The organism is Pseudomonas sp. Pseusp97, from assembly GCF_047304025.1.
GTDB lineage: Bacteria > Pseudomonadota > Gammaproteobacteria > Pseudomonadales > Pseudomonadaceae > Pseudomonas.
The window spans coordinates 1-23863 of the sequence record NZ_JBGLYK010000039.1; the positions used below are offsets into that span (position 1 = coordinate 1).

23 protein-coding genes and 2 tRNA genes are annotated in these 23863 nt (G+C 65.6%); 13 read left to right on the forward strand and 12 right to left on the reverse strand.

Annotated elements, in window-relative coordinates; translation table 11 throughout:
* Positions 1 to 96: 96 nt before the first annotated feature.
* The 4 genes from ACCC94_RS09845 to ACCC94_RS09860 all read right to left on the reverse strand — a co-directional run bounded on the left by ACCC94_RS09845 (position 97) and on the right by ACCC94_RS09860 (position 5396).
* Positions 97 to 1128: a hypothetical protein gene (locus ACCC94_RS09845; protein ID WP_413349229.1), complete on the reverse strand. Its 1032-nt coding sequence runs from the start codon at positions 1126 to 1128 to the stop codon at positions 97 to 99.
* 188 nt (positions 1129 to 1316) lie between these two features.
* Positions 1317 to 2681: a spinster family MFS transporter gene (locus tag ACCC94_RS09850; protein ID WP_413349230.1), complete on the reverse strand. Its 1365-nt coding sequence runs from the start codon at positions 2679 to 2681 to the stop codon at positions 1317 to 1319.
* Between the two features lie 671 nt (positions 2682 to 3352).
* A complete protein-coding gene (gene hemH, locus ACCC94_RS09855) occupies positions 3353 to 4375 on the reverse strand; it encodes a ferrochelatase (RefSeq protein ID WP_413349232.1) in 1023 nt (340 codons plus the stop codon).
* Between the two features lie 115 nt (positions 4376 to 4490).
* Positions 4491 to 5396 (reverse strand): TIGR01777 family oxidoreductase, encoded by a 906-nt coding sequence (locus ACCC94_RS09860; RefSeq protein WP_413349233.1) that lies wholly within the window; start codon positions 5394 to 5396, stop codon positions 4491 to 4493.
* Between the two features lie 277 nt (positions 5397 to 5673).
* Between ACCC94_RS09860 and ACCC94_RS09865 the strand changes: the two genes are divergently transcribed.
* The 4 genes from ACCC94_RS09865 (at position 5674) to phrB (ending at position 10151) form a co-directional block, all read left to right on the forward strand.
* Positions 5674 to 6657: an NAD(P)/FAD-dependent oxidoreductase gene (locus tag ACCC94_RS09865; protein WP_413349234.1), complete on the forward strand. Its 984-nt coding sequence runs from the start codon at positions 5674 to 5676 to the stop codon at positions 6655 to 6657.
* A 139-nt stretch (positions 6658 to 6796) separates the two neighbouring features.
* Positions 6797 to 7756 (forward strand): YbgA family protein, encoded by a 960-nt coding sequence (locus ACCC94_RS09870; RefSeq protein ID WP_413349235.1) that lies wholly within the window; start codon positions 6797 to 6799, stop codon positions 7754 to 7756.
* A 20-nt stretch (positions 7757 to 7776) separates the two neighbouring features.
* Entirely contained in the window at positions 7777 to 8727 is a 951-nt protein-coding gene (locus ACCC94_RS09875; protein ID WP_413349236.1) for a MerR family transcriptional regulator, read from the forward strand.
* On the forward strand, positions 8724 to 10151 hold the full coding sequence (gene phrB / locus ACCC94_RS09880; protein WP_413349237.1) for a deoxyribodipyrimidine photo-lyase: 1428 nt from the start codon (positions 8724 to 8726) through the stop codon (positions 10149 to 10151). Before ACCC94_RS09875 ends, phrB begins: the two co-directional genes overlap by 4 nt.
* A 132-nt stretch (positions 10152 to 10283) precedes the next feature.
* Here the strand turns inward: phrB and ACCC94_RS09885 are convergent, their stop codons facing one another.
* From ACCC94_RS09885 to hemA, 6 genes are all read right to left on the reverse strand, one after another.
* Positions 10284 to 10805, reverse strand: coding sequence for an acyloxyacyl hydrolase (locus tag ACCC94_RS09885; protein WP_413349238.1), 522 nt, complete (start codon positions 10803 to 10805; stop codon positions 10284 to 10286).
* Between the two features lie 116 nt (positions 10806 to 10921).
* The gene (gene murI, locus ACCC94_RS09890) at positions 10922 to 11716 is read right to left on the reverse strand and encodes a glutamate racemase (RefSeq protein WP_413349239.1); all 795 of its coding nucleotides are present in this window, start codon (positions 11714 to 11716) and stop codon (positions 10922 to 10924) included.
* On the reverse strand, positions 11709 to 12464 hold the full coding sequence (locus ACCC94_RS09895) for a molybdopterin-synthase adenylyltransferase MoeB (protein ID WP_413349240.1): 756 nt from the start codon (positions 12462 to 12464) through the stop codon (positions 11709 to 11711). Before ACCC94_RS09895 ends, murI begins: the two co-directional genes overlap by 8 nt.
* Positions 12458 to 13288 carry a peptide chain release factor N(5)-glutamine methyltransferase gene (gene prmC, locus ACCC94_RS09900; protein WP_413349241.1) on the reverse strand — a complete coding sequence of 277 codons (831 nt, stop codon included), beginning with the start codon at positions 13286 to 13288 and terminating at the stop codon, positions 12458 to 12460. Before prmC ends, ACCC94_RS09895 begins: the two co-directional genes overlap by 7 nt.
* A gap of 30 nt (positions 13289 to 13318) precedes the next feature.
* Positions 13319 to 14401: a peptide chain release factor 1 gene (prfA, locus tag ACCC94_RS09905; protein ID WP_413349243.1), complete on the reverse strand. Its 1083-nt coding sequence runs from the start codon at positions 14399 to 14401 to the stop codon at positions 13319 to 13321.
* Positions 14398 to 15666: a glutamyl-tRNA reductase gene (gene hemA / locus ACCC94_RS09910; RefSeq protein ID WP_045211202.1), complete on the reverse strand. Its 1269-nt coding sequence runs from the start codon at positions 15664 to 15666 to the stop codon at positions 14398 to 14400. Before hemA ends, prfA begins: the two co-directional genes overlap by 4 nt.
* A gap of 146 nt (positions 15667 to 15812) precedes the next feature.
* Between hemA and ACCC94_RS09915 the strand changes: the two genes are divergently transcribed.
* The 9 genes from ACCC94_RS09915 (at position 15813) to ACCC94_RS09955 (ending at position 22918) form a co-directional block, all read left to right on the forward strand.
* Positions 15813 to 17579, forward strand: coding sequence for a tetratricopeptide repeat protein (locus ACCC94_RS09915; protein WP_413349244.1), 1767 nt, complete (start codon positions 15813 to 15815; stop codon positions 17577 to 17579).
* A gap of 3 nt (positions 17580 to 17582) precedes the next feature.
* Positions 17583 to 18227: a lipoprotein insertase outer membrane protein LolB gene (lolB, locus tag ACCC94_RS09920; RefSeq protein ID WP_413349245.1), complete on the forward strand. Its 645-nt coding sequence runs from the start codon at positions 17583 to 17585 to the stop codon at positions 18225 to 18227.
* Between the two features lies 1 nt (position 18228).
* Positions 18229 to 19077, forward strand: coding sequence for a 4-(cytidine 5'-diphospho)-2-C-methyl-D-erythritol kinase (gene ispE, locus ACCC94_RS09925; protein WP_413349246.1), 849 nt, complete (start codon positions 18229 to 18231; stop codon positions 19075 to 19077).
* Positions 19078 to 19108: 31 nt separating this feature from the next.
* A tRNA-Gln gene (locus ACCC94_RS09930) sits at positions 19109 to 19183 on the forward strand.
* A gap of 52 nt (positions 19184 to 19235) precedes the next feature.
* Positions 19236 to 20177 (forward strand): ribose-phosphate pyrophosphokinase, encoded by a 942-nt coding sequence (locus ACCC94_RS09935; RefSeq protein WP_015478849.1) that lies wholly within the window; start codon positions 19236 to 19238, stop codon positions 20175 to 20177.
* A gap of 112 nt (positions 20178 to 20289) precedes the next feature.
* Positions 20290 to 20901, forward strand: a complete 612-nt coding sequence (locus ACCC94_RS09940) for a 50S ribosomal protein L25/general stress protein Ctc (protein ID WP_413349247.1) — start codon at positions 20290 to 20292, stop codon at positions 20899 to 20901.
* A 38-nt stretch (positions 20902 to 20939) separates the two neighbouring features.
* Entirely contained in the window at positions 20940 to 21524 is a 585-nt protein-coding gene (gene pth, locus ACCC94_RS09945; RefSeq protein WP_081516404.1) for an aminoacyl-tRNA hydrolase, read from the forward strand.
* A 40-nt stretch (positions 21525 to 21564) separates the two neighbouring features.
* Positions 21565 to 22665 (forward strand): redox-regulated ATPase YchF, encoded by a 1101-nt coding sequence (ychF, locus tag ACCC94_RS09950; protein ID WP_088419110.1) that lies wholly within the window; start codon positions 21565 to 21567, stop codon positions 22663 to 22665.
* A gap of 176 nt (positions 22666 to 22841) precedes the next feature.
* Positions 22842 to 22918, forward strand: a tRNA-Met gene (locus tag ACCC94_RS09955).
* 82 nt (positions 22919 to 23000) lie between these two features.
* On the opposite strand, the gene ACCC94_RS09960 is transcribed toward ACCC94_RS09955, so the two are convergent.
* Together ACCC94_RS09960 and ACCC94_RS09965 are read right to left on the reverse strand one after the other, a co-directional pair.
* Positions 23001 to 23294: a type II toxin-antitoxin system Phd/YefM family antitoxin gene (locus tag ACCC94_RS09960; RefSeq protein ID WP_413349249.1), complete on the reverse strand. Its 294-nt coding sequence runs from the start codon at positions 23292 to 23294 to the stop codon at positions 23001 to 23003.
* A gap of 45 nt (positions 23295 to 23339) precedes the next feature.
* Positions 23340 to 23846, reverse strand: coding sequence for a hypothetical protein (locus ACCC94_RS09965; protein ID WP_413349251.1), 507 nt, complete (start codon positions 23844 to 23846; stop codon positions 23340 to 23342).
* Positions 23847 to 23863: the final 17 nt, after the last annotated feature.

Below are 23863 nucleotides of genomic sequence, written 5' to 3' on the forward strand. Positions count from 1 at the left end.
GCGCAGCGATACCCATGCTGCCGGTGGCGAAATCGATGGGTATCGCTGCGCTCCACACCATCCTACGTCGTGCTCATCCTGAAGCTGCGCGGTGAACTACAGAGAGGGGATGGAAAACGCCACCAGCCGATAGCCCTCGGCGGTACGGATGAAATCGAAGCTGGCATGCCTTGCCGGCTCGAACGAGCCTTGGTCCCAATGCTCCACAGCCGAGACCTTGGGCGTCTTCCACTGGGCGAATTCGCCGCAGCCGTCGAAATACTGCGGGTCGCGCTCGGGGTCGAAGGGCCAGCCCATATCGTCCTGGCGCACGCCATAGCCCGCAGAGGTACGCAGGGCCTCCAGACGCGCGCGCAACTGCGCACCGTACTCACGCAGCACGTCATCTACCGCAGCGGTTTTCCAGTCATCCTGCGGCGCGCCGCCCTCTCCGCTCCACAGCTGTGGATAACTGTGCGCCTTCAGCGAGACGTCATCGAGGTGCGCAAGAAACTCGTCCCTGAACCAGGCGGCGAAGTCCTTCTCGATGTCGACGAAGCTGAGGTAGCGACCGTCCACTGCCTTGAAGGAAACGCGGCGCGGGTCGCTGGATGGCTGATCGCTCACCTCCCGCGAAAACCAGTCCAGCGCGGCGGCGCGGCGACTGTCGAAGTTCTCCACCAGCGTCCTGCCCTGGCGATCGAGCAGCACTTCCGTGCCGCCGCTCCAGCCCTTGTGCTCGCACTGATCCAGGCTCACACCCGGCTCGGCGCAGCTTCGGGCAGCGCCTTTCAGCGCTACGACCAAGCCGTTGCGCATCGCCGTGGCATCGCTCAGCTCAGCCCGAATCAGCACCCGGCCATCGCCGTCGAGGAAGCCGACCTTGTCGCGCTGGCGGTCGCGGAAGCGGATGCTGTCCTCGCTCTCGCAGATCGGCGCGTTGTCGAAGAAATACAGCGAATCCGGAGCCACCTCGCGGCCGTCGCGCAGCAGGTAGTAGCTGCGATAGCCATCTGCGCTTTCCTCGCCGGTGGCGATGATGTGCTCGAAACGCCGGGCCAGGGTGAACATCGGGCTGAGCTTCGGCTCGACCCGGACCGCGCCCTGCGCATCCTTGAAGCCGATCAGGTCATTCTGCGTGAATGCCACCCAGGGCTCGTCCGCCACTGCGCTAGCGCTCAACGTCAGCGCCCCGCAGGCAATCAACCATGGCCTGATATCCATCCCTCGCATGCCAAGCTCCCCGTGGCCAATCCATGTTCCGCCGCATTGTGCCACGCGCCAATGAAAAGCCCCCGCGCATCACTGCACGGGGGCTCGATCTCGCCAGGGAACTATCAGGCCGGCTGACGTTGCATGGCGCCGCTGGCGCTTTCGCCTTTCAGGCTCCAGCTCTTGAGATGTTCCAGGCTCGCGCGGTAGGGCTTCAGGCCGCTGGCCAGCAGCAGCGCACCGGCCAGCAGCGCCACCACGCTGACGATCAGCAGCGAGTAGCGCAGCGCCATATCGTCGGCGAACACGTAGTCGGTCACCAGGGCGATGGCGGTCGGGCCGATACCCAGGCCGAGCAGCGTGACCACGAACAGGTAGATGGCCGAGGCCTGGCCGCGCATGGAGTTGGGCATGATTTCCTGGATCGCCGCCGGGGCGACACCGAAGGGCATGCTGAGGAAGAACACGATGGGCGCCATCATCGCGGCCGCCGCATTGCCGCTGTCCAGCAGCGGATAGACCAGGCTCAGCGGGATGGCCAGGACGGCCGCCAGCAGCCCCACGCGCATGTTGGCATCGGTGCGTCCGCGCTTGGCCCAGTAATCGGCCAGCCGGCCACCACAGACGATCCCCAGGCAGCCGAACACCGCAACGATGCTGCCGTAGACCACGCCCACATGGCCGGCGTCCCAGCCGTAGGTGCGGACGAAGAAGGTCGGCACCCAGGCGCCGCTGCCATAGCTGGCGAAGGAGATGCAGGCGAAGCCGAAGTTGTGGCACAGCACGGTCTTGCGATTGGCGCGCAGGTAAGCGCCCACTTCGCTCATCGGCACCACCACGCCGGCGCCCACGCCGCGACGGGTCGGCTCCTTCACCGCGAGCATCAGCAGGGTGAAGAGCACGCCGGCGGCGCCGAGGATCAGGAAGATCAACTGCCACGGGCGCACCTCGCCGAGGATCGGCAGGTGCACGTCGCCCTGGGCGGAGGCGAACTTGATCACCAGCCCGCCGAGCAGGAAGGCCAGCCCCGAGCCGAGGTAGATACCCATGGAATACACGCTGATGGCGGTGGCGCGACGCTGGGCCGGGAAGCTGTCGGCAATCAGCGAATAGGCCGCCGGCGACAGCGCCGCCTCGCCCACGCCGACACCGACGCGGAACAGCAGGAAGTGCCAGTACTGGCGAGCCAGGCCGCAGGCGGCGGTCATGGCGCTCCAGATCAGCACGCCGACGGTGATCAGCCCGCGGCGGCTGCGGCTGTCGGCCATGCGCCCCAGGGGAATGCCGCACAGGGTGTAGAACAGCGCGAAGGACAGGCCCATCAGCAGGCTCATCTGCGTGTCGCTGATCTCCAGATCGCGACGGATGGGGCCGACCAGCAGGTTGAGAATCTGTCGGTCGATGAAGGAAAGCACGTAGGCGACCATGAGGATCGCAACCGTGGACCAGGCCACGGCACTGGGGGGGTAGCCGTTATTGTTGTTGTTCATGCCGGGCTCCTGAAACGCCGCCAATCGCGGCGAAGGCGAAGGGGAGAACCCGCAGAGTAGGCATTGCGAACGCGTCGCGCGCGCACTATCAGGTCCCTGAATGCGCACGTCGGCCGTTGGCTGATGAATGGGTGGTCAGGGGATGGCCACCAGGTTTCAGCAAGGGATCACCCTGTAGAAGCGAGCTTGCTCGCGAAGCAGTTACCCGAGAGCTGGGCGTCAGGCGGGTTCGCTAGCAAGCTCGCTCCTACGAAGAGCAGGGCGTCGTGTCGGGCGCATAAAGCTGGAAGCGTTATTCGCCCCACATGTCCGGATGGAGGTATCAGCGGAGCCCACCTGTAGGAGCGAGCTTGCTCGCGAACCAGTTACCCGAGAGCTGCGGCGTCAGGCGGGTTCGCGAGCAAGCTCGCTTCTACGAAGAGCAGACATTCCCTGTAGGGCGCATAAAGCGGAACGCTTTATCCGCCTCGACGGATAAAGCTCGGGCGTTATTCGTCCTACATGACCAGAGCCCACCCGAATGCGGAGCCCCTCTCCCCCCGCCCTCTTCCTGAAGGGAGAGGGAGCCGCCTGTGCCGACTGACGTATTGTTTCCAACCGGCACCGCCCCAGTCCCCTCTCCCTTCAGGGAGAGGGTTAGGGAGAGGGCATTGTCCCGCGGCGATGCAGCATCAGACCGCCGCAGGCAACCGCTCGCAAAGCTTCGCCAGCGCCCGCGCCCACAGCTCCTGGTCGTTCAGGCAAGGCACCAGCACCAGCTCCTCGCCACCCGCCGCGCGGAACTGCTCCTGGCCACGCTGGCCGATTTCCTCCAGGGTCTCGATGCAGTCGGCGACGAAGGCCGGGCACATCACCAGGAGGCGCTTCACGCCCTGCTTGCCAAGCTTGTCCAGCTGCGCCTCGGTGTAGGGTTCGATCCACTTGTTGCGGCCCAGGCGCGACTGGAAGGACACCGACCAGCGCCCATCTTCCAGTCCGGCGCCAGCGGCGAAATCCTCTGCCGTGCGCAGGCACTGGCTGCGGTAACAGACCGCCATGACCTCTTCATGCACGCCCCGGCTGGAGCTGGCGGTGAGGTCGTGGCGCTTGTCCTTCACCAGCTTGCGGATATGCGACTCGGGCAGGCCGTGGAAGCTCAGCAGCAGGTGATCGTAAGGTTGTTCCAGATAGGGCTTCACGCTGTCCACCAGCGCCTGGCGGTACTCGGGCTCGGCGTAGAACGGCGGCAGCACCTTCAGCTCCAGCTTGAGGTTGTGCTCGCGCATCACCCGGCGGGCTTCCTCGATGGCGGTGGTGGTGGTGCTGTCGGCGAACTGTGGGTAGAGCGGCGCGAAGGTCACCTGGGTGATGCCCTGCCGGCTCAGGCGCAGCAGCGCACCCTCGATGGACGGCTCGCCGTAGCGCATGCCCAGTTCCACCGGGCCATGCGGCCAGAACGGCCGCACCGCTTCCTGCAGGCGGCGGCTCAGCACCACCAGCGGCGAGCCCTCGTCCCACCAGATCGACGCGTAGGCGTGGGCGGATTCCTCCGGGCGCTTGCGCAGCACCAGCGACACCAGCAGTCGGCGGATCGGCCAGGGCAGGTCGATCACATAGGGGTCCATGAGGAACTGGTCGAGGTAGCGGCGCACGTCCTCGACCTGGGTGGAGGCCGGCGATCCCAGGTTGACCAGCAGGAGGGCGTTTTGGGTCATGCAGTGTCCTTAAACCGGTACGGTAGGAGGTGGTCGTGCAGGCTGCGCAGTTTACACGCAGCGGATTCCAGCAAGGCCTGTCGCCGATGCCGCAGGGCATCGGCCACGGCGATCTTCAGCGAGCTTCGCGCAGCACATCGGCCAACGCGTCCTTCAGCTCCGGGAAGCGGAACACGAAGCCGGCATCGAGCAGGCGGCGCGGCACGATGCGCTGGCCGCCCAGCAGCAGGATCGACATCTCGCCCAGCAACAGGCGCAAGGCGAAGCCCGGCACGTGCATCAGCGTCGGGCGATGCAGCGCCTGCCCCAGTTCCTGGGTGAAGTCGCGGTTGCGCACCGGCTGCGGCGCGCACGCATTATAGGGACCGCTGGCGTCGTTCCTGCGCAAAAGAAAATCGATCAGGGCGATCTGGTCTTCTATATGAATCCAGGACATCCATTGGCGGCCGTCCCCCAGGCGCCCGCCGGCCCCCAGGCGGAACGGCGGCAACAGGCGCTTGAGGAAACCGCCCTCGGGCGCCAGCACCAGCCCGGTGCGCACCAGCACCACGCGAATGCCCAACGCCTCGGCCTCGCGGGCGATCTGCTCCCAGGCCAGGCACAGCTCGCTGGCGAAGTCCTCACCGGCCGCCGCGCTGTTCTCTTCCAGCGGGCGCTCGCCGGCGTCGCCATACCAGCCGACCGCCGAGCCGTTGATCAGTACGGCCGGGCGCTGGCTGCGGCCTTCGAGCCAAGTCACCAGGCGCTCGGTCAGGCGCACCCGACTGTCCCACAGCAGGGCCTTGCGCCGCGCGCTCCAGGGTTTGTCGGCAATGGGCTCGCCGGCCAGGTTCACCACCGCGTCCAGCGGCCCGTCCCCATAGGCTTCGAAGTCGGCGATGCCGCGCACCGCCTCGCCGCACAGCGAGGCGACGCGCTGCGGCTGGCGGCTCAGCACGGTGAGCTGGTGCCCATCGGCGGCCCACTGGCGGCAGAGTCGACGGCCGATCAGACCGGTACCGCCGGTCAAGAGAATGTGCATGGCGAACTCCTGGTTGCGTGTTTCCACCTTCCATCAGTCTGGACGAGAGGGAGGCGATTGCATTGACACTCCCTCTAGGGCGAGGTCTACGCTGTAAGTGCCGGAACCGGCGCCGGGCTCATTCCTGAATGAACCGATGCGGCGCTGAAGGTTCCGATGATCGGATTCCTATCGTTGACGGGCATGGGCAGCTGAAAGCTAATTGTACAGATAATATAGTTTGTACAAGAATACCCCGCTCGTTACGCAGCAAAGCAGACAGATGACGAGGCATGTCATGAGCGCCCCCATCGCCATCATTGGCACCGGCATCGCCGGACTCTCGGCCGCCCACGCCCTGCAGAACGCCGGACAGGTCGTCCAGCTGTTCGACAAGGGCCACGGCAGCGGCGGCCGCATGGCCAGCAAGCGCAGCGAAGCCGGAGCGCTGGATCTCGGTGCGCAATACTTCACCGCCCGCGACCGGCGCTTCCTCGACGCCATCCAGCAATGGCGCGAGCACGGCTGGGTCGCCGAGTGGGACCCAGCCCTCTACCAGTACCGGGACGGCGAACTGAGCCCCTCCCCCGACGAGCAGCCGCGCTGGGTCGGCACGCCGCGCATGAGCGCGATTACCCGTGCGTTGCTGCACGACCAGACGGTGACCTTCGCCTGCCGCATCACCGAGGTATACCGCGGCGAGGAGCATTGGCACCTGCAGGACTCCGAAGGCCAGACCCACGGCCCGTTCAGTCGCGTGCTGGTGGCCACGCCCGCACCCCAGGCCGCCGCGCTGCTGGCCAGTGCGCCGAAACTGGCCGCCGCCGCGGCGAGCATCGCCATGGAGCCGACCTGGGCCGTCGCGCTGGCCTTCCGCGAGCCGCTGGACACGCCGGTGCAAGGCTGCTTCGTGCATGAAGGCCCGCTGTCCTGGCTGGCCAGCAATCATTCCAAACCGGGCCGCGACGAGCAGTTGGATACCTGGGTGCTGCACGCGGCCAGCGGCTGGAGCAAGCAGCACATCGACCTGCCCAAGGAAAGCGTGATCGAGCACCTGCGCGGCGCCTTCGCCGAGCTGATCGGCTGCGCCGTCCACGCACCGGACTTCGCCCTCGCCCACCGCTGGCTCTACGCGCGGCCCATGGAGGCCCATCAGTTCGGCGCCCTGGCCGATGCCGACCTGGGCATCTACGCCTGCGGCGACTGGTGCCTTTCCGGTCGCGTCGAAGGCGCCTGGCTCAGCGGCCAGGAAGCCGCCCGCCGACTGCTCGAACACCTCTGACCTCCCGGCCCTCCCGTCCGGGAGGGCTGCCGCTTGCCCGTCCGCGCCTGTACAAGTTTTTGCACTTGTACAGTTCTGCGCATATGCTTACCGATAGTTGTACAAACCAAGAACACTGTACAAGTAATCGGTAATCGCCATGACCAACGCCACATCCCGCCCCAAGCTCGGCATCAGCGCCTGCCTGCTGGGCGAGCCGGTGCGCTACAACGGCGGGCACAAAGCCTCGCGCCTGTGCCTGGATGTGCTCAGCCGCCACTTCGATTTCGTCCCGGTGTGCCCCGAAGTCGCCATCGGCCTGAGCGTGCCCAGGCCGACCCTGCGCCTGGTGGGCGACCACGGCGACCCCAGGGCGCTGATCCAGCGCGAGGGCGGCCGCGACGTCAGCCAGGCCCTGCGTGACTTCGGCCAGCAGCAGGCGCAGCGACTGCCCGACCTCTGCGGCTACGTCTTCATGCAGCAGTCGCCCTCCTGCGGCTTGCAACGGGTGAAGCTGTACCGCCCCGATGGCCAGTTGCGCCCGCAAGGTGTCCGTGGGCTGTACGCGGAGGCCTTCTGCGCGGCGCGTCCGGAACTGCCGGTGGAAGAAGAAGGCCGGCTCAACGACCCGGTGCTCCGCGAGAACTTCCTGACCCGTGTGTTCGCCCTGGCCGCTTGGAAAGCACTTTGTGAAAGGGGCCTGACGCGCCACGCGGTGATCGCTTTCCACTCGCGCTACAAGTACCAGCTGCTGGCGCACAACCCGCGCCAGTACAGCCTGCTCGGCCAGCGCCTGGCGAAGATCGGCGACCTGCCGCTGGAAGAGTTCGCTCCGGCCTACCTGCGTGACTTCATGACAGCACTGGGCACCTGCGCCACCCGCGGCACCCACAGCAACGTGCTGCAGCACCTGGCGGGTTACCTCAAGCACGACCTGCCCGCGCCGGACAAAGCCGAGCTGCAGCGCCTGATCGACCAGTACCGCGAAGGCGTGATCCCGCTGGTAGTGCCGCTGACGCTGCTCAAGCACCACTTCCGCCTGCATCCGCACCCTTACATCGACGCCCAGGCCTACCTCCAGCCGCATCCCGAGGACCTGAGCCTGCGCAACGCCATCTGATGCGCCCCGACAGGAAAGCCATGAATCCCGACCGCCCTCACCGCGACTCCGACGACGACTATCGCCAGGCCCTGGCCGAAGGCTGGCTGCCGATCCGCGAAGTCTCCCGGCGCACCGGCGTCAACCCGGTCACCCTGCGTGCGTGGGAACGTCGATACGGCCTGGTCGTGCCGCAACGCACGCCCAAGGGCCACCGGCTCTATTCCGAAACACAGATCGAGCGCATCCAGGCCATTCTCACCTGGCTCGGCCGCGGCGTGGCGGTGAGCAAGATCCGCGCATTGCTCGATGAGGACACGCCCCCACCGATTGAAACCAGCGCCTCGCCCTGGGATGACCTTCGCCAGCAATGCGTCGGCGCCATCGGTCGCCTGAACGAACGCCAGCTGGACGAGCTGTTCAACGGCGCGCTGGCGATCTACCCCGCGCTGACCCTCTGCGAGCAATTGATGCTGCCGCTGCTGCACGAACTGGAGCGGCGCTGGCAGGGCCAGTTCGGCGCACAACTGGAGCGGGTGTTCTTCTACACCTGGCTGCGCACCAAGCTCGGCACCCGCCTTTACCACCACAACCGCCAGCAGCGCGGCGCGCCGCTGTTGCTGGTGAACCAGTCGGACCTGCCGCTGGAGCCGGGCCTGTGGCTCACCGCCTGGCTAGCCGGCAGCGCCGGCTGCCCGCTGGAAATCTTCGACTGGCCACTACCGCCCGGCGAGCTGGCCCTGGCGGTGGAACGCCTGCAGCCACGCGCCGTGCTGCTGTACGCCAGCTGCGCGCTGAACCTGCCGCAGCTGTCCCGGCTGTTCGCCGGCATCGAGTGCCCGCGCCTGCTGGCCGGCCCCGCTATCGCCATCCACCCCGAGGCATTGCAGGACCTGGCCGTCGCCGAGCCGCCTTTGCACTTGGCCAGCGATCCGCTTGTCGCCTTCGGCCTGCTGCGCGATCTGCACCTGCTCAACGGGGAAGCCCCATGAAACGCCAACTCGTCTGGCTACGCACCGACCTGCGCCTGCGCGACAACAGCGCCCTGCACGCTGCCGCCGAGCGCGGCCCGGTGATCGCGCTCTACCTGCTCAGTCCCGGCCAGTGGCAGCGTCACGACGACGCGCCGTGCAAGGTCGACTTCTGGCTGCGCAACCTGCGCGAATTGCGCGCCGGCCTCGACAAGCTGCACATCCCACTGCTGATCCGCACGGCGAATCACTGGGACGAGGCGCCGAACGTCATCAGCCTGCTGTGCCAGGAGCTGGACATCGAGACGGTCCACGTCAACGAGGAGTACGGGATCAACGAAGCCGCCCGCGACGCGGCAGTGGAAAAGGCTCTGGCGGACGACGGAATCCGCCTGCGCAGCCACCTCGACCAGCTGTTCTTCCCCCCCGGCACCCTCCTCACCAAGGGCGGCACCTGCTTCCAGGTCTACAGCCAGTTCCGCAAGGTCTGTTACGAACGGCTGAATCTCGGTGTGCCCGGCCTGGTACCGGCCCCTCGCGCGCAGCAGGAGTTGCATATCGCTAGCGACGAGGTGCCCGGGCAGGTGGAAGGTTTCGAAACGCCGTCTATTGCGCTGAGCAAGGAATGGCCAGCCGGGGAGGAGGCGGCCCACGAGCGTCTGGAACTGTTCACCGAGGAAATCCTCAGCACTTATCAGGACACCCGCGATCTTCCCGCCCGCGACGGCACCAGCCGCCTATCGCCCTACCTGGCCGCCGGCGTACTGTCGCCCCGGCAATGCCTGCACGCGGCGCTGGCCAACAACCACGGCGAGTTCGAGACCGGCAACAGCGGCGCGGTCAGCTGGATCAACGAACTGCTCTGGCGCGAGTTCTACAAGCACATCCTGGTCGGCTTCCCGCGGGTCAGCCGGCACCGCGCCTTCCGCGAGGACACCGAGAAGCTGAAATGGCGCCACGACCCGAAGGGCCTGGAGGCCTGGCAACAGGGCCGCACCGGCTTCCCGATCATCGACGCCGCCATGCGCCAGCTGCTCGCCACCGGCTGGATGCACAACCGCCTGCGCATGGTGGTGGCGATGTTCCTCACCAAGAACCTGCTGATCGACTGGCGCGAAGGCGAACGCTGGTTCATGCGCCACCTGATCGACGGCGACCTGGCGGCGAACAACGGCGGCTGGCAATGGAGCGCCTCCACCGGCACCGATGCGGCGCCCTACTTCCGAATCTTCAACCCGATCTCGCAGTCCGAACGCTTCGACCCGGAGGGCCGCTTCATTCGTCGCTGGGTGCCGGAGCTGGCCGGGGTGGAGGGCAAGGCGGTGCACGATCCGTCGAGGCTCGGGCTGTTCGGCGTGGAGGGTTATCCACAGCCGATGTGCGATCTCTCTGCAACCCGCGAGCGTGCGCTGGAGGCCTTCAAGAGCCTTTCCGTCTCGCAGTGATCTGTAGGAGCGAGCTTGCTCGCGAAAGCCTCCGCTGCGGGCTTGTTCGCGAGCAAGCTCGCTCCTACGAAGAACGTTCTTCGCGCACAAAAAAGCCGGGCCCAGGGCCCGGCTTTCTTTGTCAGCGTTCTGTTACAGCGGATGCGTGTAATAGAGGCTGTAGGATTCGATACCGTCGTTCGGCTGGCTGATGCCGGCGTTGGAGTAGTGCGTCGCGCGCACACCCAGTGCTTGGCCTTCACCGAAGCGCAGGCCGGCGCCGATGCGATCCTCGAAGTTGAAGGCGCCGCCCAGGTTCTGGTCGCCCACGCGGGAACCACTGAATACGGCCACGCCGATGCCGGCCTCGACGAAGGGTTTGACCGTCTCGCCGGAGAACTCGTACACAAAGACCGGACTGAAGGACAGGGAGTGACGGCCGCTGGCTTCCTCACCACCTTCCCAGTAGGTGTAGCCGGCGTCCCAGTAGCCAGTCAGGCGACCGGTCGAAGTCTGCCACCAGCTCTTGTCCCAATCGAAGCCCAGGCCCAGGCGATAGGTCATGTCGTTCTGCCCGGTGAAGCCCACGGCGCCGGTCAGGCTGGCAGCCTGGGCGGTGAACATGTGTCCAAGGGACAGGGCTGCCACGGCGGCAAGCGAGAGCAGTTTCTTCATCGAAACGTCCTTTATTAGAAAGCTGAATGAAAAATCCCCGCGAATAGCTGGCAATTATAAGGCCATTTGTCAGCATTCGCTGACAGACCAAAGTCCATAGCTAGCTATTTTTTCGATCAGCCAGGGAAATGACCGACGATCTCGTCAGATCCCCAAAGCGCCGGAAGTACGCGTTCAAGGGCTTCGACTGCGCCACTGGTCCATAGCTCAATTTTTTTTCCGGGAGCGTCAGCCAGCATCTCCCGCGAGACCAGCAGCCGCTCCAGCTGGCGCGCCACGGCCGCTCCGGTGTCGATCAGCGACACATCTGCAGGGACCAGTTCCCGCAGCAGCGGGCGCAGGAAAGGGTAATGCGTGCAGCCCAGGATCAGCGTGTCGCAGCCCTCAGCCAGCAACGGTGCCACATACCCTTGCAGCAATTCACGGGTCTGCGGGCCGTTCAGGTCGCCCAGCTCGATGCGCTCGACCAGTCCCGGACAGGGCTGGGTAATGACCCGCACGTCGCTGGCGAAGCGATCCAGCAGAGCGGCGAAGCGTGCGCTCTTCAGGGTGCCGGTGGTGGCGAGTACGCCGACTACACCGCTGCGGGTCGCTTCGGCAGCTGGCTTCACTGCCGGCTCCATGGCGACGATGGGCAGCTGCGGATAAAGCTCGCGCAGGTCGGCGGCAGCGGCAGCGGTGGCCGTGTTGCAGGCGAGCACCAGCGCCTTGGCGCCGCGGGACAGGAGAAATTCGGCAATGGCGCGGCAACGCGCGCGGATGTATTCGGGAGTCTTCTCGCCGTAGGGCACGTGGCCGCAGTCGGCGAGGTAGATCAGGGATTCATGGGGAAGCCGCGCGCGGATTTCGTGGAGGACGCTGAGGCCGCCCACACCGGAATCGAACACGCCGATCGGCGCGGCATCAGCCATGCGCGGCTCCGCACACGGCACACTGCGGATCGCGCTTGACGCGCAGTTCGCGGAAGCGCGTGCCGAGCGCATCGATCAGCAGCAGGCGCCCCACCAGCGGCTCGCCGAAGCCGGCCAGCAGCTTCAGGGCTTCCAGCGCCTGCAGGCTGCCCACAAGGCCCACCAGAGGGCCGACCACACCGGCCTCGCTGCAGGTCAGCTCGGCTTCGCTGCCATGGCCATACAGGCAGTGGTAGCAGGGGCTCTCCTCGCGGCGCGGGTCGAACACCGAGAGCTGTCCTTCCAGGCGAATGGCCGCGCCGCTCACCAGCGGTTTCTTCGCGGCGACGCAGGCGGCGTTCACCGCTTCGCGGGTGCCGAAGTTGTCGCAGCAGTCGAGCACCAGGTCGACGCCCGCCACGGCGGCGTCGATGGAGTCGGCGTCCAGCGCCTGGCGATGGGCGACCAGCTTCACGTCCGGGTTCAGCGCGCTCAGGCGGGCGATGGCGGAATCCACCTTGCCCATGCCGACGCTGTCGGTGCCGTGGATGATCTGCCGCTGCAGGTTGGTCAGGTCGACCGTGTCGAAGTCCGCCAGGTGCAGCTCGCCGACGCCGGCGGCGGCCAGGTACAGCGCCACCGGGGCGCCCAGGCCGCCGAGGCCGACGATCAGCACGCGGCTGTCCTTCAGGCGCAGCTGGCCGTCCACGTCTATCTGCGGCAGCAGGATCTGACGGCTGTAACGCAGCAGTTCGTTGTCGCTCAGCATGACCAGCGCCCCAGGCTGATACGTTGGTGGCCGCCCAGGTCGCGGCGGCTTTCCACGGCGCCGAAGCCACGGGTCAGCAGCAGGTCGCGTACTGCTTCAGCCTGGTCGAAACCATGTTCGAGCAGCAGCCAGCCGCCGTTCTCCAGGTGGTCCGGCGCCTGCTCGACGATCAGGCGCAGATCGTCCAGCCCGTCCTGGCCGGAAACCAGCGCGCTCGACGGTTCGAAGCGCACGTCGCCCTGCTGCAGGTGCGGGTCGCTGCTGGGGATATACGGCGGGTTGCTGACGATCAGCGAGAAGCGCTCGCCCGCTACCGCAGAGAACCAGTGGCTGGCGCGGAAGGCGACGTTGGCCAGACGCAGGCGCTCGCGGTTGCGCTCGGCCAGCGCCACGGCCTCGGGAATGCGATCGACGCCCAGCACCTGCCAGCTCAGGCGCTCGCATGCCAGGGCGAGCGCGATGGCGCCAGTGCCGGTGCCCAGGTCGAGCACGCGCGATGGCGAGGCCGGCAGCAGCGCCAGCGAGGTCTCCACCAGCAACTCGGTGTCCGGGCGCGGAATCAGGGTATGCGGCGCGACTTCCAGGTCGAGGCTCCAGAAGCCCTGGCGACCGAGGATGTAGGCCACCGGCTCGCCAGCCACGCGGCGGGCCAGATAGCGATCATAGAGATCGTGGGCTTCGCGGCTGACCACGCGCTCGGGCCAGGTCCGCAGGAAGCTGCGCGGTTTGCCCAGCGCGGCGGCGAGCAGCAGCTCGGCATCCAGGCGCGCGCTGGGCGAGTCCGGCAGGTGCGCCTCGTTGAGCAGGGTCATGATGGTTGCCATGGTCTGTCGCTCTCTCAGTCGCCCGCGGTCTCAATCACCGAGCGCGGCCAGCTGGTCGGCCTGGAACTCTTGCAATAGCGGCTCGATGACCTGTTCCACCGCGCCTTCCATCACTTCACCCAGGGAGTACAGGGTGAGGTTGATGCGGTGGTCGGTCACCCGGCCCTGGGGGAAATTGTAGGTGCGGATGCGCTCGGAGCGGTCACCCGAACCGACCAGCAGCTTGCGCGTGCTGGCGATCGCCTGCTGGGCGGCGGACTGCTGCTGGTCGTTGAGCTTGGCCGCCAGCCAGGCCATGGCCTTGGCGCGGTTCTTGTGCTGCGAGCGTTCTTCCTGGCACTCGACGACGATGCCCGACGGGATGTGCGTGATGCGCACCGCCGAGTCGGTCTTGTTCACATGCTGGCCGCCGGCGCCGGAGGAGCGGTAGGTGTCCACGCGCAGGTCGGCCGGGTTGATCTCGATGGCCGCCTGTTCGTCCGGCTCGGGGAGCACCGCCACGGTGCAGGCCGAGGTGTGGATGCGCCCCTGGGACTCGGTGGCCGGCACGCGCTGTACGCGGTGGGCGCCGGACTCGAACTTGAGCTTGGCGTAGACGCTCTCACCCTCGACGCGGGCGATCACCTCTTTATAGCCGCCGTGTTCGCCTTCGTTCTCCGACATGATCTCCACGCGCCAGCCCTGCTTCTCGGCATAGCGCGAGTACATGCGGAACAGGTCGCCGGAGAAGATCGCGGCTTCGTCGCCGCCGGTGCCGGCACGGATTTCCAGGAAGACGTTGCGGCCGTCGTTGGGGTCCTTGGGCAGCAGCATGCGCTGCAGGCGATCCTCCAGGCCCACCAGCGCGGTCCTGGCCTCGGCGACTTCCTCCTCGGCCATCTCGCGCAGGTCCGGGTCGCTGTCCTTGAGCAACGCCTGGGCGCCCTCGAGGTCGGACTGCACCTTGCGGAACTCGCGGAAGGCGAGGATGACCGGCTCCACTTCCGCGTATTCGCGGGAGTAGGCGCGGAACTTGGTCTGGTCGCTGATCACCTCGGCGTCGCCCAGCAGAGCGGTGAGCTCCTCAAAGCGGTCGCTGAGGATGTCCAGCTTTTTCAGGAGGGACGCTTTCATCGCTTGTCAGTGCCCTCCTCGAGGGCGAACAGTTCCTGCGCGACGGCCAGCGCATCGATGCGGCCCTCGGCGGAGAGTTTCTTCATCTGCACGCTGGGGGCGTGCAGCAATTTGTTGGTCAGGCCGCGGCTGAGCTGGGCGATGACCTCCATCGGGTCGGCGCCGTTGGCCAGCAGGCGCTGGGCCTTCTGGGTTTCCTCGTCACGCAGGCGCTCGGCCTGCTGGCGGTAGGCACGCAGCACGTCGACCGCGGCCAGCTCGCGCAGGCGCAGCATGAATTCGTGCACGCCATCACCTACCAGTTCCTCGGCGGCCTGGGCGGCGCCCTGGCGGCTCTTGAGGTTCTCGGCGACCACTTCGTGGAGGTCGTCCACGCTGTAGAGGTAGACGTCTTCCAGCTCGCCGACTTCCGGCTCGATGTCGCGCGGCACGGCGATATCGACCATGAACATCGGCTTGTGCCGACGCTGCTTCAGCGCGCGCTCCACCGCGCCCTTGCCAAGGATCGGCAACTGGCTGGCGGTGGAGCTGATGACGATGTCGCTGTTGACCAGTTCGTCCGGCATGTCCGCCAGCAGGATGGCGCGGGCGCCGAACTGCTCGGCCAGCAGGCTGGCGCGTTCCAGGGTGCGGTTGGCGACCACGATGCGCTTCACGCCCTGCTCGTGCAGGTGGCGGGCAACCAGGGTGATGGTCTCGCCGGCGCCGATCAGCAGCGCCTGGCTGCGGCTCAGGTCACTGAAAATCTGCCGGGCCAGGCTGACCGCGGCAAATGCCACGGAAACCGGGTTCTCGCCGATGGCGGTGTCGGTGCGCACGGTCTTGGCGGTGCTGAAGGTGGCCTGGAACAGGCGCCCCAGCATCGGCCCGACGGTGCCGGCCTCGCGGGCCACGGCATAGGCGGACTTCATCTGGCCGAGGATCTGCGGCTCGCCCAGCACCATGGAATCCAGGCCCGCGGCGACGCGCATCATGTGGCGCACGGCTTCCTCGTCCTGGTGAACGTAGGCGCAGGCGCGCAGGTCGTCGATCCCCAGGTTGTGGTAATCGGCCAGCCAGGCCAGCACGTCGCCGGCGTCCGGATGTTCGATCTCCAGATAGAGTTCGCTGCGGTTGCAGGTGGAGAGGATCGCGGCTTCGCGGCTGGACGTCAGCCTGCACAGCAGCTGCAGGGCCTCGACCATCTGCTCGGGGGTAAAGGCCACGCGCTCGCGAACGGCCACGGACGCGGTCTTGTGGTTGATGCCGAGGGCAATGAAGGCCATGCAGAATCGCTGATGCTGATCGGAAAGCCCGCAATTGTCCTACTTAGCCTTGTGAAGGACAACCACCCGCGACGGATCGCACACTGCAAATCGTATACAGGCCTTCCAGCGGCGCTTGCCCATGGGATTGGCACTTTCCTTATGTCATGATGGTCCCATTTCGCAGGTCAGGCCCTCGTCCTTCCTCTATGAACAAGTCTCTTGCGCTGCTGACTGCTCTGCTGCTGCTCGGCGGCTGCCAGTCTCTTACACAGAAAAATTCCGACAGTGCTTCCGCGGAGAAGGACAAGGCCGCGGCTGCGCAGAAAGACCAGAAGTACGGCTCCTTCAGCGAAGACACGATGTTCTCGCTGCTCACCGCCGAGCTCGCCGGCCAGCGCAACCGCTTCGACATCGCCCTCGCCAACTACGTCGAGCAGGCCAGGGAAACCCGCGATCCGGGCGTCGCCGAACGCGCCTTCCGCATCGCCGAGTACCTGGGCGCCGACCAGGAAGCCCTGGACACCTCGCTGATCTGGGCCAAGGCCGCGCCGGACAACCTCGACGCCCAGCGCGCCGCCGCCATCCAGCTGGCGCGCACCGGCCAGTACGACGAATCCATGGTGTACATGGAGAAAGTCCTCAACGGCCAGGGCGACACCCATTTCGACTTCCTTGCGCTGTCCGCCGCCGAGACCGATCCGGACACCCGCGCGGGCCTCTTGCAGAGCTTTGACCGCCTGCTGAAGAAGTACCCCGACAACGGCCAGCTGCTGTTCGGCAAGGCCCTGCTGCTGCAGCAGGACGGCCGCCCGCAGGAAGCCCTGCACCTGCTCGAAGACAATTCCGCCAGCAAGCACGACGTCGCCCCGTTGCTGCTGCGCGCACGCCTGCTGCAAAGCATGAAGCGCAGCGACGAAGCGCTGCCGCTGCTCAAGGCCGGCATCAAGGAGCACCCGGACGACAAGCGCGTCCACCTCGCCTACGCCCGCCTGCTGGTGGAGCAGAACCGCCTGGAAGACGCCAAGGCCGAGTTCTCCGCGCTGGTCGAGCAATTCCCCGATGACGACGACCTGCGCTTCTCCCTGGCGCTGGTCTGCCTCGAAGCCCAGGCGTGGGACGAGGCCAAGGTCTATCTGCAGGAACTGGTCGAGCGCGACAGCCATGTCGACTCCGCGCACTTCAACCTGGGCCGCCTGGCCGAGGAGAAGAAAGACCCGGAGACCGCGCTCAAGGAATACGCCCTGGTCGGCCCGGGCAACGACTTCCTCCCGGCCCAGCTGCGCTCCACCGAGATCCTGCTCGACCAGAAGCGCTATGACGACGCCTCGCGCCGCCTCGCCGAAACCCGCGAGCGCCAGCCGGACTACGCCATCCAGCTGTACCTGATCGAAGCCGAAGGCCTGTCCAACCGCGACCAGGTGGACCGCGCCTGGAGCGTCATCCAGCAGGGCCTCAAGCAGTTCCCGGATGACCTCAACCTGCTCTACACCCGCTCCATGCTCGCCGAGAAGCGCAACGACCTGGCGCAGATGGAACAGGACCTGCGGCTGATCATCCAGCGCGAACCGGACAACGCCATGGCGCTCAATGCGCTGGGCTACACCCTGGCCGACCGCACCACCCGCTACAGCGAAGCCCGCGACCTGATCCAGAAGGCCCACTCGCTGAACCCGGACGACCCCGCGATCCTCGACAGCCTGGGCTGGGTGAATTACCGCCTGGGCAACCTCAGCGAAGCGGAAACCTACCTGCGCAAGGCGCTGGAACGCTTCCCCGACCACGAAGTGGCCGCGCACCTGGGCGAAGTGCTCTGGGCCCAGGGCAAGCAGAGCGAAGCCCGCAAGGTCTGGGCCACCGCCCTGCAAAGCCAGCCCGACAGCGCCGTCCTGCGCGACACCATGCTGCGCCTGACCGGCTCCGGAACCCTCTGATTCATGCGTCTACGTCACCTGATCGGCGCCGCCGCGCTTGCCCTGCTCGCCGGCTGCTCCAGCTTCGGCACCCACGAAGCCCTGGAAGGCCAGGGCAACGCCAGCGCCTGGAATGCCCACAAGGCGCGCATCGCCACCCTCGACGGCTGGCAGATCGACGGCAAGGTCGGCATCCGCGCGCCCAAGGACTCCGGCAGCGGCACGCTGTTCTGGCTGCAGCGCCAGGACTACTACGACATTCGCCTGTCCGGCCCGCTCGGCCGCGGCGCCGCCCGCCTGACCGGGCGCGAAGGCGCGGTAACCCTCGAAGTCGCCGGGCAAGGCCGCTATGAAGCCGCCTCTCCCGAGGAGCTGCTGGAACAGCAGATGGGCTGGCGCCTGCCGGTTTCCCACCTGCTCTGGTGGATTCGCGGCCTGCCCGCACCGGACAGCAAGAGCCGCCTGACCCTGGACGGCGACAGCCGCCTGGCCAAGCTGCAACAGGACGGCTGGGACGTGGAATACACCCGCTACAGCGAGCAGAACGGCTACTGGCTGCCCGAACGCCTGAAGCTGCACGGCCAGGACCTCGACGTCACCCTGGTAGTGAAGACCTGGCAGCCGCGTCAATTGGGCGCAGGCCAGCCGGACACAGCGGACCAGCAGTGACATGCAGGACCGCCTGACCCTCCCGGCGCCAGCCAAGCTCAACCTGTTCCTGCATATCACCGGCCGCCGCGCCGATGGTTACCACGAGCTGCAGACCCTCTTCCAGTTCCTCGACCACGGCGACGAACTGCAATTCGCCCTGCGCGAGGACGGCGAAATCCGCCTGAACACCGGGATCGAAGGCGTTCCCCACGACAGCAACCTGATCGTCAAGGCCGCGCGCCGGCTGCAGGAGCAGTCAGGCAGCCAGCTGGGCGCCGACATCTGGCTGGACAAGCGCCTGCCCATGGGCGGCGGCATCGGCGGCGGCAGCTCCGATGCGGCCACTACCCTGCTCGCACTGAATCACCTGTGGCGGCTGAACTGGAGCGAAGACCGCCTCGCCGCCCTGGGCCTGAGCCTCGGCGCGGACGTGCCAGTGTTCGTGCGCGGCCGCGCCGCCTTCGCTGAAGGTGTCGGCGAACGGCTCACACCGGTGGAACTGGAGGAGCCCTGGTTCCTCGTCGTCGTGCCGCAAGTCTTTGTCTCCACAGCAGAAGTTTTCTCCGATCCCGAGTTGACACGGGATACTCCGCCCATTAAAGTTCGCAGCCTTCTCGGGGTGGACGGTCATAACGACTGCCAGCCGGTCGTCGAGAAGCGTTACCCGGATGTACGTAACGCACTGATCCAGCTGGGTAAATTTACCCAGGCGAGATTGACCGGCACCGGAGCTTGTGTGTTTGGGAGCTTCCCAAACAAGGGCGATGCTGATAAAGTTCGCCGCCAACTTCCGGCCACTCTGCCGAGTTTTGTTGCCCAGGGCCGTAACATCTCGATGTTGCACCGAAAGCTGCAAAGCCTGGACTGAGAAGAAAGCAATGTAATCGGTTGTACGCTACAGGGGCGTCGCCAAGCGGTAAGGCAGCAGGTTTTGATCCTGCCATGCGTTGGTTCGAATCCAGCCGCCCCTGCCATTTTCTTCTGGCTCAACCGGGCCTACCCTCAAGCCGACACAGGTACCGCAGCGTGTCCAAAATGATGGTTTTCACGGGGAACGCCAACCCCGATCTGGCACGCCGTGTCGTACGGCAGCTGCACATCCCCCTCGGTGACGTTTCTGTCGGTAAATTCTCCGACGGCGAGATCAGCGTTGAAATCAATGAAAACGTTCGTGGTAAGGACGTCTTCCTGATTCAACCGACCTGCGCACCGACCAACGACAACCTGATGGAACTGGTAGTGATGGCCGATGCCTTCCGCCGCTCCTCGGCGACTCGTATCACGGCAGTCATCCCCTACTTCGGTTACGCCCGCCAGGATCGCCGTCCGCGTTCCGCCCGCGTGGCCATCAGCGCCAAAGTCGTTGCCGACATGCTGACCGTCGTAGGCGTCAACCGCGTTCTCACCGTTGACCTGCACGCCGACCAGATCCAGGGCTTCTTCGATATCCCCGTCGACAACATCTACGGCTCGCCCGTACTGGTCGACGACATCGAAGACCAGCGCTTCGAGAACCTGATGATCGTCTCCCCGGACATCGGTGGCGTGGTGCGCGCTCGCGCCGTCGCCAAGTCCCTGGGCGTCGACCTGGCCATCATCGACAAGCGTCGTCCGAAGGCCAACCAGTCCGAAGTCATGCACATCATCGGTGATGTCGAAGGCCGTACCTGCGTACTGGTCGACGACATGGTCGATACCGCCGGCACCCTCGGCCACGCCGCCAAGGCTCTGAAAGAGCACGGCGCCGCCAAGGTCATCGCCTACTGCACCCACCCGGTGCTGTCGGGCCGCGCCATCGAGAACATCGAGAATTCCGTACTGGACGAGCTGGTGGTGACCAACACCATCCCGCTGTCCGCTGCTGCACAAGCCTGTGGCCGCATCCGCCAGCTGGACATCGCTCCGGTGGTCGCTGAAGCCATGCGCCGCATCAGCAATGAAGAATCGATCAGCGCCATGTTCCGCTAAGGCGGGACAGAGCTGACGTAAAGCGCCCCGTCACGTCGATGGGGCATCAGCAAAATCGCCCGAACGCTGGTCGCAAGCGTCCGGGCGATCTTGTCATTTTGGAGAGTGTGAAATGGTTGATTTTGTACTGAATGCTCAAGAGCGTTCCGACCTGGGGAAAGGTGCGAGCCGCCGCCTGCGTCGTAACGACGGCCTGATCCCGGCTGTGGTCTACGGTGGCGAAAAAGCCCCGCAATCCCTGACCCTGGAACTGCGTGAAGTGTCCAAGCTGCTGGAAAACGAGGCTGCCTTCAGCCACGTGATCACCCTGAACGTCGGTTCCGCCAAGGAAACCGTACTGATCAAGGCCCTGCAGCGTCACCCGTCCAAGGGTTTCGTCATGCACGCTGACTTCCAGCGCGTGGTTGCCGGCCAGAAACTGACCGCCCACGTACCGCTGCACTTCATCAACGAAGCCACCGCTGTTGGCGTCAAGGTTGGTGGCGGCGAGATCTCCCACGTGATCGCTGAAGTCGAAGTTTCGTGCCTGCCGGCCAACCTGCCGGAGTTCATCGAAGTCGACCTGGCCAAGGTAGAACTGGGTCAGATCGTTCACCTGTCCGACCTGAAACTGCCGAAAGGCGTAGAGCTGGTGCAACTGGCCCACGGTAACGACCTGGCCGTCGCCAACATCCACGCTTCCCGCGTAGTGAAAGAAGAAGGTGAAGGCGAAGCTGCCGAGTAATCTCGCGCACCATTGCCTTTAAGGAAGGGGCCCCCGTCGTGACTGCCGTACAACTGATCGTTGGCCTGGGAAATCCAGGTCCTGAATACGACCAGACCCGGCATAACGCGGGGGCCCTTTTCGTTGAGCGGCTGGCGGACGCGCAACGCGCGAACCTGTCGCTGGACAAGAAGTACTTCGGCCTGGTCGGCAAGTTCAGCCACAAGGGCCGCGACGTTCGTCTGCTCATCCCCACCACCTACATGAACCGCAGCGGCCAGGCCGTGGCGGCACTCGCCGGATTCTTCCGCATTCCGGTCGAAGCCATCCTGGTGGCCCACGACGAACTCGACATGCCTCCCGGCGTCGCCAAGCTCAAGAAGGGCGGCGGACACGGCGGGCATAACGGGCTGCGCGACATCATCGCCCAGCTCGGCAACCAGAACGGTTTCCATCGCCTGCGGCTTGGCATCGGCCATCCGGGGCACAGCAGCCTGGTCTCCGGCTTTGTCCTCGGCCGCGCCCCGCGCTCCGAGCAGGAACTGCTCGACACCAGCATCGACTCCGCCCTCGGCGTGCTGCCGGAAATGCTCGACGGGGACTGGACCCGCGCGATGCAGAAGCTGCACAGCCAGAAGGCCTGATCACACCTCTATTTCCGCCACGTGGCGCGAGGGACCTAACATGGGATTCAACTGCGGCATCGTCGGCCTGCCCAACGTCGGCAAGTCCACCCTGTTCAACGCCCTGACCAAATCCGGCATCGCGGCGGAAAACTTCCCCTTCTGCACCATCGAGCCGAACAGCGGCATCGTCCCGATGCCCGACGCCCGCCTCGATGCGCTGGCCGAGATCGTCAAGCCCGAGCGCGTGATCCCGACCACCATGGAATTCGTCGACATCGCCGGCCTGGTAGCGGGCGCGTCGAAAGGTGAAGGCCTGGGCAACAAGTTCCTCGCCAACATCCGCGAGACCGACGCCATTGCGCACGTCGTGCGCTGCTTCGAAGACGAGAACGTCATCCACGTCTCCAACAGCGTTGACCCCAAGCGCGACATCGAGATCATCGACCTCGAACTGATCTTCGCCGACCTCGACAGCTGCGAGAAGCAACTGCAGAAGGTCGCGCGCAACGCCAAGGGCGGCGACAAGGACGCCCTGGTGCAGAAAGCCCTGCTGGAGAAGCTCATCCCCCACTTCACCGAAGGCAAACCTGCCCGCTCGCTGATGAAGAACATGGGCGATGACGAGAAGCGCGTCGTGCGCGGCTTCCACCTGCTGACCAGCAAGCCGGTCATGTACATCGCCAACGTCGCCGAAGACGGCTTCGAGAACAACCCGCACCTGGACGTCGTGCGCGCCATCGCCGAAGAAGAAGGCGCCATGGTTGTGCCGGTGTGCAACAAGATCGAAGCCGAGATCGCCGAACTGGACGATGGCGAAGAGAAGGACATGTTCCTCGAATCCCTCGGCCTCGAAGAGCCCGGCCTGAACCGCGTGATCCGCGCCGGCTACGAGCTGCTGCACCTGCAGACCTACTTCACCGCCGGCGTGAAGGAAGTTCGCGCCTGGACCGTCCGCGTCGGCGCCACCGCCCCGCAGGCCGCCGCGGTGATCCACACCGACTTCGAAAAAGGCTTCATCCGCGCCGAAGTCGTCGCCTACGACGACTTCATCCAGTTCAAGGGCGAACAGGGCGCGAAAGAAGCCGGCAAATGGCGCCTGGAAGGCAAGGACTACATCGTCAAGGATGGCGACGTGATGCACTTCCGCTTCAACGTCTAAGCGCCCGCCAGCCCCGAAAAAGCCCCGGCCACTCGCCGGGGCTTTTTTATCAGCGTCCGGCCCCGCCGCTCATCGCGAAAATTCCGTCTGACCGGCTAAACGATTGAAAGATCAGAACAATATTCAAGAAAAGGGGTTGACACCCCCCCTCGATCTGCGGAAAATGCGCGCCACTCGGCTACATAGCTCAGTCGGTTAGAGCGCAGCATTCATAATGCTGATGTCCCAGGTTCAAGTCCCGGTGTAGCCACCATATCTCGAAAGGGGTTTAGCGAAAGCTAAACCCCTTTTCTTTTGCCTGGAGAAAACCACTGTGCCGAAACCTCATTCGCGCGTCAGTCCGTCTCCCCATCCTCAGCAACCTGCTCGATATCTACTCCTCCCACTGCTTTGAAGCGCGCGTGTATTCGGCTGCCCAACTGTGCCTTTGAGCATTCCAGATGCGCCCCATTCGCCGGCGACTCCAGCAGGTAAACGGTTTCCTTCAGGCCGTCGAAGTTGGCCAGCGACAGCAACACTACGTCAGCCGCGTCCTGCCCGCGAATGATGACGCCGGACTCACCCTCCACCACTTCATCGATGAGCTTCCCTAATTCCTTGGAAGCCTCTGTGAACGTGACAACACGCATAACAACACCCCACTGCTGATTACGAAGCGATCCAAACGGGCGGACTCAGAATCCCCACCGCCGCCGCAGCTCAATGAACTGCCTAGCCGCCGCCTCTGTGCCGGTCAGCTCCTGCTCCAAGGCGGGCAGGCTGTAGCGGACCTCCTTGCGGGTGATCGATCCCGGCAGGCCCGGAGCAAGGTTGGTGACTTCCTGCTCGTAGTAGTTGAACACCCAGCCGCCATGGATGAACGCATTGCGCTTGGCGCGGATGCGGTCCATCACCGCGTACCACGCATTGAACTCGCGCAGGCAATCCGCCTCACCGGCATAGCGGCGCGCGATGACTTCCCGCAGCGCATCCATCTTCGCCTTCAGGGAAAGGCGCTCGATCAGCGGATTCAGCAGCACCGGCTCGCTGCCACCCACCAGATGCCGCAGGCACAGGTCGAGGTTCAGCTCGAAGCGGGAAAGCTCGATGACAAGGCGGCCGATCAAGCTACAGACTGCGGATTGAAGTTCGGCATCGGAGAAAGGCTGTGCAGGGATCGATCCCGCTTCAGCTAGCGGCACAATGCGGCCCTCCCCAT